Below are 12296 nucleotides of genomic sequence, written 5' to 3' on the forward strand. Positions count from 1 at the left end.
ATTTATATTATGTTAAACAACATAAAACACGACAATATGACGCTGTTTAGGCGTTGCCTGTTAAAATGACGCGAACGCCCTGTTTTAGTAAGTTATCTAATTTGGTCATTCATCTATTAAATTGATTGATTATTTATTTATCAATCTAATAAAAGAATGATTATTTTTCCGCGTAGACCATTAATTATAACGTCAATGGAACATATGGATAAATATGACTAATTTTAAACAACTTCTTTTTCGTGCTGGATTTATGAATTTTGGTAAACTCGACCGCCGCGCCGCGATGGACTTTTTATTAATAAAGTCTGAGCGAACCTTGGAGCGTTGGATAGCAGATAACAAGCCGTGCCCTCGTGCTGTGTTAATGCTTGAGCAACGAATTAAGGGCGGCATGAGTTTGCACAAAGAATGGGCGGGCTTTTACATTTGCCGTGATGGCTACTTATGGACGCCAAGCGGTAACCGCTACGAACCCGCCTACATTAACAAAATTGATTTTTTACAGCGTTCTGTGCGCTATAACGAAAACCACGTTTTAGCACTGCAACAACAAATCGACCATTTAAACGATTTAGTCAAAGCAAGCGACACCCTGAAAACCATGGGTAACGACTTAATTAAAATGGCTGATAAGTTTGCATTAAAAGAAATTGTGAAGAAATACAGCGCAAAAAAACGCGCTTAACTTTGCTTAATGCAATAAAAAGCCCATCGTTTTGATGGGCTTATTTTTTTGGGAAAACCTGGTACTTGCTTTTAATCAAGTGCGTCGGCTAACGCTTGTACTAATTCGTCGTCGAGCTTGTTTTCTGTTTTAGCTGCCAAGTGCTTGGCCGTTGCCAAACACACTTTTTTTAAAAACGCTTCGGTTAATAATTTAACGGCTAAATACTTACCCACTGCTGCTAACATAATTTTTCCTCAAGTTTTTCGATGCGTTTATCTTGCTTATCAATAACCGCTTTTAACCAATTAATGTCGTTTTTTAGCGTTGCTATTGTGGCCGCAAAACCACACAAATTTATTGCAATAATGATTGTCGTGTTTGCATCCATTGCTATCCCTTAGCCGCGGCTGCGATGGTTTCGGCATCGACTAAGTTATTTAACAATGGCCTATATTCATTTTTTAGCCGTAGGTCGCTATCGAATATTTGATTTAAAAAACCTTCGTGGTCATCGTGCGTTAGCGTCATTGCTTTTAACCACATTAAATCCTTTATTTTTAATGTGTAGTCTAACTTATCGGCATTGAGAAAAAAGCCCGCGGTTGGGTATTTAATCGGATGATTACCGTTAATAAATCCGGTTACACCTGCAATGGCTTTTGCGATTGGCAGTGTTGCCGGTGCAATAGCTAAACGACTTTTATCAATAAAGTAACTAAGCAGATAATACAGGCCGAACAAACCTATAATATTTGGCATGTTTTGTTTTATTATTTTATCCATAAAACCCCCACTCAAACCCCTTTGCAATTGTTTCTTGGTCATACGGGTTTTGCCCGTTTTCCATTATTACCATAGCGGCCAATACTTTTGGGTATTCGTCCGCACTTAAAACGCTATCTTTGGCTATACCTGTCTCATCGCTCACAAAGTTAATGTAATTTTGTGTGTGATTTTCAAGCTCGCCCGCGTCGTTTACTGGCGGGGCCCATTCAGAAATTATACTTTCTATGGTACGAACCCCGCGCCCCGCTTTCGTTTTCATAATGCGACCAGCGGCACGAAAACCATGTAACACGGTTTCAAAAACAACAAAGCGGCCATCATCACCAACTTGACCAACCCAACTTTCCCGCGCTTCAATATTTAGCGGGTTATTATTGCGAATACCCTTTGGCGCATTGGTGCTAGATGGGAGCGCGGCCAACGCCGCACCCCCTGCAATTAGCATTACTAACGTTGATTTTTTCATCAGTAAGATTCCTTTAAAACCTTAACAACACCTTTTGGTGTTAGGTCTGCTTGTCTCGGTATCTTTAGCAGCGAAAAGCGGTTTCGGTCTCTTGCTAAAAAAACAAAATCCTCACCATAAAAAAATCCCGCTGTTTTGTCACCTGAAAAAATATCATCTATATCGGCAACCTTTGAATATGCGATTAAGTCGCCTGACTCATAAACACCATCATCATTTACCAATATTGATTGATTATCCTTTACATAGCCTTGGTAATATTTTGTAAATGGCGGCTCGTATCTTTGCGAAGTTGCTTTGTTTATTATCAGTGCTTTTCTTGATGCAGTTGAGAACGATATATAACTACTAGTCTCAATCGCCAAGCAATCTAAAAGACCATCACTAACTACCATACTTTGCACCGATGAAAAATCAAAAGGACAAATCAACATCTCAGACCCTGTATATGCAAAAAATTTTTCAGATTCTTCGCTGTAATGAACATACCTTACTACTTTAGCGCCACTTATAGCGCCCAAATCAACATCAATCAAAGAATTATCTTCAACTTTAAGCAGTCTTGAAGCCCCACTTTCAGCATCTTCCCCAAAAACAAAAACATAGCCTTTTGCGCTAACTATTTTAGTAGCCTTGAAATCGGGCGTAAAAAATGACACCTTGCTCAACTCCTGACTCATATCATCAGTAAAACTGGTCAACTCAAAACCGCTTGAACTCGTTGTTAATGCTGTAACAACCCCCTCATGTATGCACATTGAGTCATTTATAAACCCGTTGTAAATCTCTGCGGTCTCCAAATTAAAAACCTTTGTGTTTTGAAATTCTTTTATTTTTATATATGCATAATTTCCATTAACCCACAACCCCGAAAAAGCGGTGCTTATTACAGTGCTCGTTTCGTTTTCTATCGAAGCGGCCCCCGCAATTAGCTTATATTCTTTCGGTATTCTTGATTTTATATATAGTGGTGCGGCGCTCTCATGAATATACACATCGCCCGCCGCCAAATTAAAACCGCTATCAAAATCAACACCTTCGCCGCCGTATACGCAATCAAAACTCGGCGATATTTTAACTTTACTTTGAGAAGAGTCGAACGGCAATATTTTCTGCCCCCCCCCGTAATACTCCGCTAAAAAACTCTTTGCCTTGCTTGGTTTTTTTGAAAGTGCATCATATGTTAACTTATGCTCAGACACCCAAAATTCAATTCTTTGCGGTGTCTCTGATACAACCTGAATCAACTTAAATGGCTTGCTCGTCTGAACATCAAAACCCGCTCGCGCCTCTGTATCTAATATTAATTCCGCATCATTAAAAACCCTTAGCCTTACGCTACTTTCACAACTCATAACTTTGATAAATTGCCCTGTCGCGTTTATATCACTAATTTCATCCCCGCCTAGCACTTTATTTATAAACATTATTTACTCCCCATAAATACAACGGCCATAATCGCCACACCGCCCAAACCAATTACAATATATTTCATTGTTTCGTTTGTGCTTATTGCTAACTGCTGACCATCTGAGCGCATAGAGCTGTCGGCAAATTGCAACGCTTGTTTGTGGGCTAATATTGTTTGGTCGCTTGCGTCTTTGTATGCATCGCTTACTTTATCAACTGCGCCCGCGGCTAAATCGGTAGCTAGATTGCTGTTTTTATCAATAGAGTAATAAGCTAAATCAGCCATACCCTTGTTAGCGCCGCTTACCGCGTCAACTGTGGTTATCAGTGCATTATTGGCAAACGCTGTATTGTTGCCGTGCATGTTTTCGGCTAATTCACTCACGCCCCGCGCTAAATCGCTGTTTTCTTTTATAGACGTTTCGGCCAAAAAGTTTTGAGCGTTTATGCTGTCGCGGGCTAAATTACTGTTTTGCAATATTGACGTGTTAGCGATTTGATTTTGTGCGTCGATACTATCGCGGCTTATACTTTCATTTGCGCTAAGTGCATCAGAACCAAACCCAAACGCCCCCGCTACCGTATCACCCATTGAACTAAACGCATTGTCTTGCGCTCTTTGCCCTGCACTCAGTGCATCACCCGCAAAATTTAACGCGCCTTGCTGTCCTGTTTGCACCGATGTTAAAACGTCATAGCCAAAATTAAACGCATTACCTTGCGCCGCGCTCACTGCATCAAACGCATTATCTTGCGTATTTTGTGCATAATTAAACGCATCACTTTGAGCATTGCCCGCAAAATTTAACGCATTATCACCAAAATTAAACGCATCACTTTGAGCATCACCCGCAAAATTTAACGCGCCTTGCTGTCCTGTTTGCACCGATGTTAAAACGTCATAGCCAAAATTAAACGCATTATCTTGTGTGTTTTGTGCGTAGTTAAACGAATCCGTTAACGCATTACCCGCGGTATTAAGCGCATCAGAACCAAACCCAAACGCCCCCGCGCCCATATCAGCTACTAAGTTATAACTATCGTTTACGGTATTTCCCGCAAAGTCTAACGAGTCTCGGTTTACATTTTCACCGTAATTAAACGCATCACTTGTAACGCCTTGCACCATGTCGGCATTATCGCGAGCCATACCGCCAACGGCACTAATCATATCTGATTGATTGCCTGTCATATCTCCCCAAATAGATACAAGACCATCAACTAATCCGTGATCTGTTTGCGTTATATTGTAGTTATTGCCGTTGCCGACTGTCATAAAACCCGTATTGTCACCTTGAACACCCAAGCTTGTGCTGTTGTTCGTTGTTGACTGGGCACTCTGGGAACGTGATTTACTACCCATTTATTACCATCCTATAAACTGCATACCCCTTGGGCGCAGTTTCAAAAAAATTAAAATTACAATGCTTTAATAATCGAGTGAGTGCGGGGCGCTGAGTGTGAAACAGTATTGATTTTAAGTTTAGTTTTTTTGCTAACGCTATAACCCAATGTGACGCGGCAACAAGGTTTTTACCCTGCGCGCATACAACTACTAAATCGTGATTATCTACACGCAAAATAAAATAAACGCCCAAGATGTTAACAAATCTTGAGCGCCCGTTTTTTACTTCGTTTTTAATATACGCAAAATCTTCGGGCGAACCTGCCGCCCGTTTTATTTTGTGTAACTCGCTTACATTGCAAAATTTCATTTTTTAAATAAAAACAACGCAATTAACGCGACAGCGCCAATAATCATAATTTGATTATTATTGCTTGAGCCAAAATTAATTGCCCCACCTGCAAAACCAATGTTTGCGGCTTGGTCGCCTGTTCCCGACGCGGCGGAACTGGAATTACTCGCACTCATGCCACCGCCGCCCATTACTTAGCGGCCTTTTTTGCTTTTATAAAATCGCGTATATATTCAGCGGCAACCGCTGCAATAATTGCAACGCCTACGCCCTTAGCGAACGCTTTTAAACCTTTTGAACTCATGATTTAGCCACCTTTAACAAAACACCCACTGCGAGCAAACCACCAAACGCCATGATCACTTGGCGCTGAGGGAAACCAAAAACCATAACTTCCGCGGGCTTTGCTGTTACCTGTGTTTTTTGCGCGTCAACTACTACCGCCGCGCCGTTTTCAAATTCTGGCGTGTTTTGCTGCTCTTGACGTGCAACACCCGCCGCGTTTTTCATCGCTTGAATGCCCTCGTATTGAGCGTATATATTCATCGCATTACCGAGCGCCGAATTTACAAAACCGCCCACATTACCCCATGCAGACTGTGCGCTGGGCTGGCCTTCTGGCAAAGTTTGCGCGCTTGGCAGGGCGGCGGCATTCGCCGCCCCACTTGCCGCGCTTCCAAATCCAAACATAATAACCCCTTAAAATGAGCTGTTAGCGTAGCTATCAAAATAATCAACGATTATCTCGGCCTGACCTTCTGTTTCGCTATCAATTCGCAAACGCATATCATTAATTGCAGGGTCTAGCATTAGCGCGCCGAAAACATCACCATCCAGCATTAAATCAATTGAATGCGTGTCTGTAATCGGCGTTCGGCCGTTCTGCTTTAAAATTGCGTTATGTAGGGCTTTTGGAATTGGTTCGCGCCATTTTGTGTTATTCACTAAAAATTCAGCGGTTTTAATACCTGCTTTTTTAATTTGAATAGCTGCAATGTATGCACCACGCGGACGCGGTAAATTTTCCACTTCGTTAACACCAACTGCAAAGTTGTAACGAAAAGAGCGGCGTTTGAACAACCAGCCCGGGGCGCTCGCTGCTGATTTTTCAGCGTATGCTTTAATTACTGGCGCTGCTGCTGCATCGTCAATGTCAAATTTAATTTGCGCTAACGACAAACCTGCTGTGCCTAAACCAAAAAATCGCTGCTCAACTAAACGCGGCTGCTTTGAACTTTCAATCTCTGAACGCACAAAATGCATTGTCGCTAAACCGCTTGTAACTTCACGACCATAATAAATATTTTCATTTATCAGGTCTTGCAATGTACCGTATTCGGTTAGCGTTCGGCCGTTTAACTCAACTTTTACGTTTTTAATTTGCGCTGCTGTTACGCCCGCGTACTCAAAGTGGATTTTGTCGTAAGTTAAATTTACTGGGAGTGTTAATGACACCGTACCGCCAGCATCAACGCCAGTAATTTTATTTAGTGGGGCAATATTTCTCATGCTTTACCCCTTAACCTAAAATAATGCGTTTGATAGGACGCGCTGCGCGTACATTACTTAGTACCGCTAAAATTGCCAGCGTTACGCCGACAGTTTGCAAAGTGCTTTTATTAAACATTTAAATACCTATTTTAATTGTGGGCGAAAACCCGTTAAATTTCGGTACTCAATAAACCAATCGTTTCGCTATTGTGTCCATCTGGTTTCGCTCTCTCCATAGCGAAAAGAGCGAAAACCCCGCTTATATACGTAATATATTTACAGCCACATGAAAAAGCATCATTGATAGCACCGCAAAAAAAGCGACAACACCAAACCAAACACCTTTAACTCCGCAATTGTTTAAACGTTATTTGCTCACACTGTCCGAACGACTTTGATTTTTTATCAACATTAATAAAATACGGGTCTATGTTACCGATTCCGCCGCGCGATTTAATGAGATAGTAAAGTCGCTTTTTATGGTGATCAGCATTTTGCTTGCTTAGCTGAATTACGTCTGATAATTCCGCATCTAATTCGATAGCAATTAATTTTGCATCGTGCCGTGACTCCTGAGCGCCTAACACTTTGCGCGGGCTATTATTCCAAATGGTTTTGGGCACTTCCTGCGAGCGTTGAAAAACAGTGTGCAGCACTAAACCGAATTTACGGCCACCTGTTGCCAGCTCGCCTATAATTGAATCATCTTTGCCCGCTGTACTTGAAAGTTTTGCCAACTCCTCAATAATTACATCTATGCGCCTGTTACCATCTGCCGCCGCCCAAACTAACTGCCCGAACCAATGCAGCTCTTTTGTTTTTGCATCTTTTAACCGCTGCCCCGCTAACGCTTGGCTAAACTGGGGCGAATATGCGACCACAAATTTTTGCCCACTGCGCCATGCCTGTGCGAATGCTTGAGCGAATTTAATCCGACTGCTGAAATGATGCACCGCACGACCACCCAACCCATTAAACGGGCTTTTTTTTCGTGCATCGTGTTTATAATCGCCGTATAAATCAAATATTGCGACCTGCTCGCCCACTAAACCCGCCAACTTAACGGCGGTGGTTTTACCGCCGCCTGTACCTGCTAAATAACAAACGTGTAACGGGTCTAGCTCGTTGTTTTCATTACGCGGCACTAACTTTTACCTCCCCGCCTTTATCATATTGCTTTTCTTTTTCTTGTATTTTTGCCATTTTAATTTGTTGATAAATTGAAAAGCCCGCAGTAGCTAAAACCGCTATCAATTCGCATTCTTCGCGATACTTCACCAACCACGGCGGCAAAGATGCACCTTTTGCATATTTCAAAACAACCGGAACCGTTTTGCTTGCAATAACTTGTTTTGTGTCGTGGTCAATAGTAACGGGCACACTAAACATCGACTCGACAAAACCCGCGCCAGTATCAACAAAAAAACCAGCGGCGGCGGCGGCATCTTCTTCGCTCATCTCCTCGCTTTCTGTTTCTTCTGTTTCGTCGCTTGGCTCGTTATTATTTAAAAACTTATCAAGCTCTGAGTATTCATTATTAACCGCACTTTGTATTACGTCGTTATCGTCTGAGTCCTGCAATTGCTGCGACTCCTGCGATTGCGCCAAAGAAGAAGAACCCGAACTCATTTGTAGGTTTTCCATCGCTTGTGCTAATAGGGTTTTTTTCGCTGTTGATTCGCTCATTACATTCGCCTTTTTTTGCAGTTTCATTTTGTATACGTTCCATTTCTTTTATTAATTCTTCCGGCAACCATTCGCCAGTTTCAATGCTTTCTATTTCAGGTACTGGTTCGCTCTTAAAGCTAGGGATTTCGGGCGATTGCTCGCTATTCTCTTTCGCTATTGCCCACGCCCATTTCGCCTGTAATTTTGCACCGCTTTTTTGATTCATCCCGCAATTGGGGCAATGCTCATACAGCAAACGCTTGCCATTTGCTCGGCGTCGAATTACTGCGAACGCGTCGCACCCATCACATTCAATAACGCCCAAATCCGGATTATTCGACTTTCCTTTAATAGCCATCATCACCCCCATTTATTAACGCTTCCAAATTGCTCAAACTTAATATTTGTTCAACTTGCTCTAACCTGTATTCAATGTCGCAAATCACCTCAATTGCGCCATCAATCGCCCCCTCTGCTAGTGCAACTTTTTTACCCGCTTGTAGTGGGCTCAACTTTTTTGCATCACTTATTTTTTGCTTAATTTCTATTATTTTTAAATTAACATTGCTCATTTGCATTTATTCCGTAATCGTTAACTAGCTCAAAACGACTGTAAAAATCGCAAAGAGCATTCATTGAATTGTCATAAAATCGGCGGGTTTCTCTCAGTATTTTATTAACCGCCGACTCGTCTATTTTTTCGCTTTTAATATCGGCTTTGCTCGAATCTAAAAACGACGTTTTTAATTGCCAGCCACGAACGCCAACAACCCAACTAATAAAGCCAACAAATGCCGACTCGTTGGCAAACTTGGCAACACCGCCAAGTGCAAAATTACCGTTTAATTCTGCTGAAATTTCGCCTATGGTTTCGCCTATGCTTTCTATTTTATTTTCAAGGGATTTAAGCCACTGCGCGCGTTTTTCGCTAAATGTTTTTTTATTAATATTTTTTTGTTTTTCAACAATTGCCACAGTCTTTTTTAATTCCGCTTGTTTTTTCATTCTGCGTTCTTTTTTTGCGTCCAGCCCTTGCATGTATTCTTGAATTAACCCGTACATGTGTTGTGCTTCATGCGTCGCGCAATTTTCCCAGCCTTCGGCGCGAGCATATTTTGAAATATTGTAACGGTTGCCGCGTATTTCACCCTGCGACCCTTCGCCACCTTTCACCATATAACCAAGTGCTTTTAACAAATAACTGGCCGCGGCCTTGGCGTTTTTGATGCGTTCAATTGTTACAAACCCCTGACCCCATAATTTTTCAATACGCGCCGCCCATTCATGAAAAAACACGGCTTCAACATTCCAACGCATTAACACATGCGCGTGGTAATTTTGTTCGCCTACGCATTTAATTTCGTGCTTTTCCCCTGACCACTCATACACTTTTGAGCCGTGGTTTTTGCTGGGCGCTTCGGCGCACCACAAATAATCGAAAACGGGTTTCGCATCTACGCCCACACACTCAACAGCACCCCACGAATAAACGCGCTCATTACTGTTTAATAAATCAGACTCAACGCGGCCGCTTGCGCCAACGCTCGACACTTTCCCCCACGAGTAAAGTCGGTCATTTCGTCCAATGCACTCAACAGCACCCCACGAGTATTTTTTTGCTTTTTCTGTGGTCGATATTTTGCCATTAGCTACAAAACCGCGCTTGTGCATTTTTCCAAGTGAGTCAAAAAAGCGGCTTAGCTCTTGGCCTAACGTTGTTCGCTCAAATTTAACGGCGGTAAACTCGCCCGCTGCAAACTCTACGCCGTGTACTAACTGCCCATCTTGCGTATAAATTGCATCTAATTTTGTACCCGCTGGGCGCTTTGCTACTTTCTGATAGTGGTTATTATCAACACGCCAACGCGCGGCGGTATTTAACGTTACTGTAGTAAACGAATTAAAACCGCCTTTTACTGCTTGCATATATAAACCACTATCAATAATTTTACCGCGCGCTCTGCTTGTTACTGTTTGCGTTACCCTATCGCCTGTATTAGCGTCGGGCGCATCACTTGCGCGGGTATTTTGAGTGCATACAATGCGAAAACCATCGCACCAATTACGATTTTGAAAGTGAACCTTTGCGCTTTTGTCGCTCTCAATAACAGAACTTGAAAAGTGACCGCGCTCAACTTCCTTAATTTTTTTCGGGGTAATCTCGCCCGTTTCAACATCTAGCACTTCGTCGCTATCAATATGTAGATGCTGTGCGCGCTCCTGCGGCGTGAACTTATTTAAAGCCCCAGCTATTAAACTATTAAGACTTAAAGCCTTACCGGTTAATAACGACCTCTTAGAGCGCGGGTTTTCGTCGTGATTTATCGGTGTCGGACTTTTGCGCCTTTTGACAAGCCTATCTTTTTCCGCTTTCGCGGTCGCTTCGCGATAACCTTTTGTGTGTGACTCGATATAATCCAACCAAGTCAAAGATTCTTCGATTTCTTTTTCTGTTGCTGGCTGAACTGCAAACGCAGAAAAAGCGCCACTTTGGGCGCTTTGTATTGCATCATCAAATATATGCTCGGGGATATTAATACTCATAAAGAACGATACCCCATCCTAACGCTTGCAACCTCAAACGATAAGACGCAATACCCATCTTTTAGACCGCATGAAAAATCAGAGCTATACAAAATATGCGTAATCTCTACTAAAACATTTTCACCTGTAAATTTTGCACCATCAAACTCGCATAAAAACAGATAATCGCCCGCTTTATAATCACGGTCATTAAATCTTACCTGGGCGGTTTTCATGCCAACCAAAACAAGCCCAAAATACTGAGGTGTTATTTTTAATCTATGGGTGCTCATAACTGACCCGCCTTTGAGTAATAAGCGGCTGCTTGCAATGCATCGTATCGTGGGGTTGAGTCAGAACTCTGGTAATTGCGCTCGCGTTCTTGCTGTATTTTAATTTGCTTTTCGCGACTAATGGCCGCCAATTGATTTTTAACAGTTAGTTTTAATTGTGCCGCTTTGCCGCGCGCATAATCCCAGTGGGCAACATCTGTTTTTAACTCTTCTATTTCACAAATAAACTGGCTCATAGCGACACCTCGCACCACTCGCGCAAAACACGCATCATATGCACCGCTAAAAACTCCAAACCTTTTCTATAAAGCAATGCAATCAAACGAGTGCAAAACTCAACCTGTTTTACAGCCGGCTTAACACCATCAAACCGAACGCGAGCCCGCGTCGATGCTCTCTCAAACATCATTCCCAATGCTGCACACTCAATCACATCTAATTCTTTCATGATTAAAGCCCCGCCTTTATTGCTTTATTTAGCAGTGAGCTTGCAATCTCACGAAAGCCGTTATCAATTAATTTTTGGCACTGCACACGAACGGCGCATTTTCTAAATGGGCGAATAAAATCGCTTGATGGGTTCAAACGCTCGGCGCGTATCATCTTTAGTGCGGGAACCGACTCTTTAATCATTCGGCGGTTTTTATTTATTGTTTCTCTTTTACGTTGTTTCATTCGTTACACCTTGGCGTGGCTTTTAAAGTCTTTGCTCTTGGCTTGGTGGCGCTTACTGCTTAATTTCAGCAAGCGCCTATTCCACGCCAATAGAACACCCAAAACAGTCTGGCGACCGCTTCGACACACATACTAGTCAAGCGCGCCGTACTGTGTCAATAGGTATGGACTAATGCAATAAGCGTTGACTACGACTATAATCAAATTACCGACACGCCAAGACGGACACAAAACACATGAAAATCACTAACTCAATCGAACTGTTAGACTGGTTCAAAATCACCGCGGGTATTGACTCTGACTACATGGTTAGCAAACTGACAGGCATATCAAAACAAGCCGTTAGCACCGTTAGAACGGGCAAAGGTGAATTTAAAGACCACACATCATTAAAGCTATTATTAGTCGCAGAACACCCCAACCCATTGGAAACAATGGCTTTATTAGAGGCTTTCAAAGCAGAAAGTAAAGGTGATGATGAGCTTGCTGGAATTTGGCGAAAAAGCGTTGCTTAAGTGATTTTTACCCCCGACAAAATGTCGTTACTAATATGGGTAAATGCAGCCCCACAAAGGGCTACAAGCGAGCGTTAGGCTTACGATTTATATTATGTTAAA

At 42.3% G+C, this 12296-nt stretch carries 19 protein-coding genes; 2 read left to right on the forward strand and 17 right to left on the reverse strand.

Going from position 1 to position 12296, the window contains the following annotated elements; all coding sequences use genetic code 11:
* Positions 1 to 214: 214 nt before the first annotated feature.
* Positions 215 to 688 carry a DUF3653 domain-containing protein gene (locus J5X91_RS17270; protein WP_208835301.1) on the forward strand — a complete coding sequence of 158 codons (474 nt, stop codon included), beginning with the start codon at positions 215 to 217 and terminating at the stop codon, positions 686 to 688.
* Positions 689 to 759: 71 nt separating this feature from the next.
* Here the strand turns inward: J5X91_RS17270 and J5X91_RS17275 are convergent, their stop codons facing one another.
* The 17 genes from J5X91_RS17275 to J5X91_RS17355 all read right to left on the reverse strand — a co-directional run bounded on the left by J5X91_RS17275 (position 760) and on the right by J5X91_RS17355 (position 11679).
* Positions 760 to 915, reverse strand: a complete 156-nt coding sequence (locus J5X91_RS17275; RefSeq protein ID WP_208835302.1) for a hypothetical protein — start codon at positions 913 to 915, stop codon at positions 760 to 762.
* On the reverse strand, positions 909 to 1058 hold the full coding sequence (locus J5X91_RS17280) for a hypothetical protein (RefSeq protein ID WP_208835303.1): 150 nt from the start codon (positions 1056 to 1058) through the stop codon (positions 909 to 911). The genes J5X91_RS17275 and J5X91_RS17280 overlap by 7 nt, the downstream gene beginning before the upstream one ends.
* 2 nt (positions 1059 to 1060) lie before the next feature.
* Positions 1061 to 1453, reverse strand: a complete 393-nt coding sequence (locus tag J5X91_RS17285; RefSeq protein ID WP_208835304.1) for a hypothetical protein — start codon at positions 1451 to 1453, stop codon at positions 1061 to 1063.
* Positions 1446 to 1922, reverse strand: coding sequence for a virion protein (locus J5X91_RS17290; RefSeq protein ID WP_208835305.1), 477 nt, complete (start codon positions 1920 to 1922; stop codon positions 1446 to 1448). The genes J5X91_RS17285 and J5X91_RS17290 overlap by 8 nt, the downstream gene beginning before the upstream one ends.
* Positions 1922 to 3349, reverse strand: a complete 1428-nt coding sequence (locus J5X91_RS17295; protein ID WP_208835306.1) for a hypothetical protein — start codon at positions 3347 to 3349, stop codon at positions 1922 to 1924. Before J5X91_RS17295 ends, J5X91_RS17290 begins: the two co-directional genes overlap by 1 nt.
* Positions 3349 to 4608 (reverse strand): hypothetical protein, encoded by a 1260-nt coding sequence (locus tag J5X91_RS17300; protein ID WP_208835307.1) that lies wholly within the window; start codon positions 4606 to 4608, stop codon positions 3349 to 3351. Before J5X91_RS17300 ends, J5X91_RS17295 begins: the two co-directional genes overlap by 1 nt.
* 435 nt (positions 4609 to 5043) lie before the next feature.
* Positions 5044 to 5205 carry a hypothetical protein gene (locus J5X91_RS17305; protein WP_208835308.1) on the reverse strand — a complete coding sequence of 54 codons (162 nt, stop codon included), beginning with the start codon at positions 5203 to 5205 and terminating at the stop codon, positions 5044 to 5046.
* A gap of 124 nt (positions 5206 to 5329) precedes the next feature.
* Positions 5330 to 5719, reverse strand: coding sequence for a hypothetical protein (locus J5X91_RS17310; protein ID WP_208835309.1), 390 nt, complete (start codon positions 5717 to 5719; stop codon positions 5330 to 5332).
* A 9-nt stretch (positions 5720 to 5728) separates the two neighbouring features.
* A complete protein-coding gene (locus J5X91_RS17315) occupies positions 5729 to 6538 on the reverse strand; it encodes a major capsid protein P2 (protein ID WP_208835310.1) in 810 nt (269 codons plus the stop codon).
* A gap of 326 nt (positions 6539 to 6864) precedes the next feature.
* On the reverse strand, positions 6865 to 7665 hold the full coding sequence (locus tag J5X91_RS17320) for a hypothetical protein (RefSeq protein WP_208835311.1): 801 nt from the start codon (positions 7663 to 7665) through the stop codon (positions 6865 to 6867).
* The gene (locus tag J5X91_RS17325) at positions 7655 to 8206 is read right to left on the reverse strand and encodes a hypothetical protein (RefSeq protein WP_208835312.1); all 552 of its coding nucleotides are present in this window, start codon (positions 8204 to 8206) and stop codon (positions 7655 to 7657) included. Before J5X91_RS17325 ends, J5X91_RS17320 begins: the two co-directional genes overlap by 11 nt.
* Before the next feature lie 329 nt (positions 8207 to 8535).
* A complete protein-coding gene (locus J5X91_RS17330; protein ID WP_208835313.1) occupies positions 8536 to 8760 on the reverse strand; it encodes a hypothetical protein in 225 nt (74 codons plus the stop codon).
* The gene (locus tag J5X91_RS17335; RefSeq protein ID WP_208835314.1) at positions 8747 to 10732 is read right to left on the reverse strand and encodes a hypothetical protein; all 1986 of its coding nucleotides are present in this window, start codon (positions 10730 to 10732) and stop codon (positions 8747 to 8749) included. The genes J5X91_RS17330 and J5X91_RS17335 overlap by 14 nt, the downstream gene beginning before the upstream one ends.
* Entirely contained in the window at positions 10729 to 11004 is a 276-nt protein-coding gene (locus tag J5X91_RS17340) for a DUF3850 domain-containing protein (RefSeq protein WP_208835315.1), read from the reverse strand. Before J5X91_RS17340 ends, J5X91_RS17335 begins: the two co-directional genes overlap by 4 nt.
* Positions 11001 to 11240, reverse strand: coding sequence for a hypothetical protein (locus J5X91_RS17345; protein ID WP_208835316.1), 240 nt, complete (start codon positions 11238 to 11240; stop codon positions 11001 to 11003). The genes J5X91_RS17340 and J5X91_RS17345 overlap by 4 nt, the downstream gene beginning before the upstream one ends.
* Positions 11237 to 11452 carry a hypothetical protein gene (locus tag J5X91_RS17350; protein WP_208835317.1) on the reverse strand — a complete coding sequence of 72 codons (216 nt, stop codon included), beginning with the start codon at positions 11450 to 11452 and terminating at the stop codon, positions 11237 to 11239. Before J5X91_RS17350 ends, J5X91_RS17345 begins: the two co-directional genes overlap by 4 nt.
* Positions 11453 to 11454: 2 nt before the next feature.
* Positions 11455 to 11679 carry a hypothetical protein gene (locus tag J5X91_RS17355; RefSeq protein WP_208835318.1) on the reverse strand — a complete coding sequence of 75 codons (225 nt, stop codon included), beginning with the start codon at positions 11677 to 11679 and terminating at the stop codon, positions 11455 to 11457.
* A gap of 236 nt (positions 11680 to 11915) precedes the next feature.
* On the opposite strand from J5X91_RS17355, the gene J5X91_RS17360 reads away from it, so the two are divergent.
* A complete protein-coding gene (locus J5X91_RS17360; RefSeq protein ID WP_208835319.1) occupies positions 11916 to 12194 on the forward strand; it encodes a hypothetical protein in 279 nt (92 codons plus the stop codon).
* Positions 12195 to 12296 lie beyond the last annotated feature (102 nt).

Origin of the sequence: Pseudoalteromonas sp. K222D, assembly GCF_017653575.1 — a bacterium.
In the GTDB taxonomy this organism is placed as follows: Bacteria; Pseudomonadota; Gammaproteobacteria; order Enterobacterales; family Alteromonadaceae; genus Pseudoalteromonas; species Pseudoalteromonas nigrifaciens.

What these genes read in the sequence shown, in the direction of transcription:
- J5X91_RS17280 (WP_208835303.1), bottom strand. Translation starts at nt 1,058, where the DNA reads ATGGATGCAAACACGACAATCATTATTGCAATAAATTTGTGTGGTTTT.
- J5X91_RS17325 (WP_208835312.1), bottom strand. Translation starts at nt 8,206, where the DNA reads ATGAGCGAATCAACAGCGAAAAAAACCCTATTAGCACAAGCGATGGAA.
- J5X91_RS17335 (WP_208835314.1), bottom strand. Translation starts at nt 10,732, where the DNA reads ATGAGTATTAATATCCCCGAGCATATATTTGATGATGCAATACAAAGC.
- J5X91_RS17275 (WP_208835302.1), bottom strand. Translation starts at nt 915, where the DNA reads ATGTTAGCAGCAGTGGGTAAGTATTTAGCCGTTAAATTATTAACCGAA.
- J5X91_RS17270 (WP_208835301.1), top strand. Translation starts at nt 215, where the DNA reads ATGACTAATTTTAAACAACTTCTTTTTCGTGCTGGATTTATGAATTTT.
- J5X91_RS17350 (WP_208835317.1), bottom strand. Translation starts at nt 11,452, where the DNA reads ATGAAAGAATTAGATGTGATTGAGTGTGCAGCATTGGGAATGATGTTT.
- J5X91_RS17340 (WP_208835315.1), bottom strand. Translation starts at nt 11,004, where the DNA reads ATGAGCACCCATAGATTAAAAATAACACCTCAGTATTTTGGGCTTGTT.
- J5X91_RS17315 (WP_208835310.1), bottom strand. Translation starts at nt 6,538, where the DNA reads ATGAGAAATATTGCCCCACTAAATAAAATTACTGGCGTTGATGCTGGC.
- J5X91_RS17290 (WP_208835305.1), bottom strand. Translation starts at nt 1,922, where the DNA reads ATGAAAAAATCAACGTTAGTAATGCTAATTGCAGGGGGTGCGGCGTTG.
- J5X91_RS17310 (WP_208835309.1), bottom strand. Translation starts at nt 5,719, where the DNA reads ATGTTTGGATTTGGAAGCGCGGCAAGTGGGGCGGCGAATGCCGCCGCC.
- J5X91_RS17300 (WP_208835307.1), bottom strand. Translation starts at nt 4,608, where the DNA reads ATGACAGTCGGCAACGGCAATAACTACAATATAACGCAAACAGATCAC.
- J5X91_RS17305 (WP_208835308.1), bottom strand. Translation starts at nt 5,205, where the DNA reads ATGAGTGCGAGTAATTCCAGTTCCGCCGCGTCGGGAACAGGCGACCAA.
- J5X91_RS17355 (WP_208835318.1), bottom strand. Translation starts at nt 11,679, where the DNA reads ATGAAACAACGTAAAAGAGAAACAATAAATAAAAACCGCCGAATGATT.
- J5X91_RS17285 (WP_208835304.1), bottom strand. Translation starts at nt 1,453, where the DNA reads ATGGATAAAATAATAAAACAAAACATGCCAAATATTATAGGTTTGTTC.
- J5X91_RS17360 (WP_208835319.1), top strand. Translation starts at nt 11,916, where the DNA reads ATGAAAATCACTAACTCAATCGAACTGTTAGACTGGTTCAAAATCACC.
- J5X91_RS17330 (WP_208835313.1), bottom strand. Translation starts at nt 8,760, where the DNA reads ATGAGCAATGTTAATTTAAAAATAATAGAAATTAAGCAAAAAATAAGT.
- J5X91_RS17345 (WP_208835316.1), bottom strand. Translation starts at nt 11,240, where the DNA reads ATGAGCCAGTTTATTTGTGAAATAGAAGAGTTAAAAACAGATGTTGCC.
- J5X91_RS17295 (WP_208835306.1), bottom strand. Translation starts at nt 3,349, where the DNA reads ATGTTTATAAATAAAGTGCTAGGCGGGGATGAAATTAGTGATATAAAC.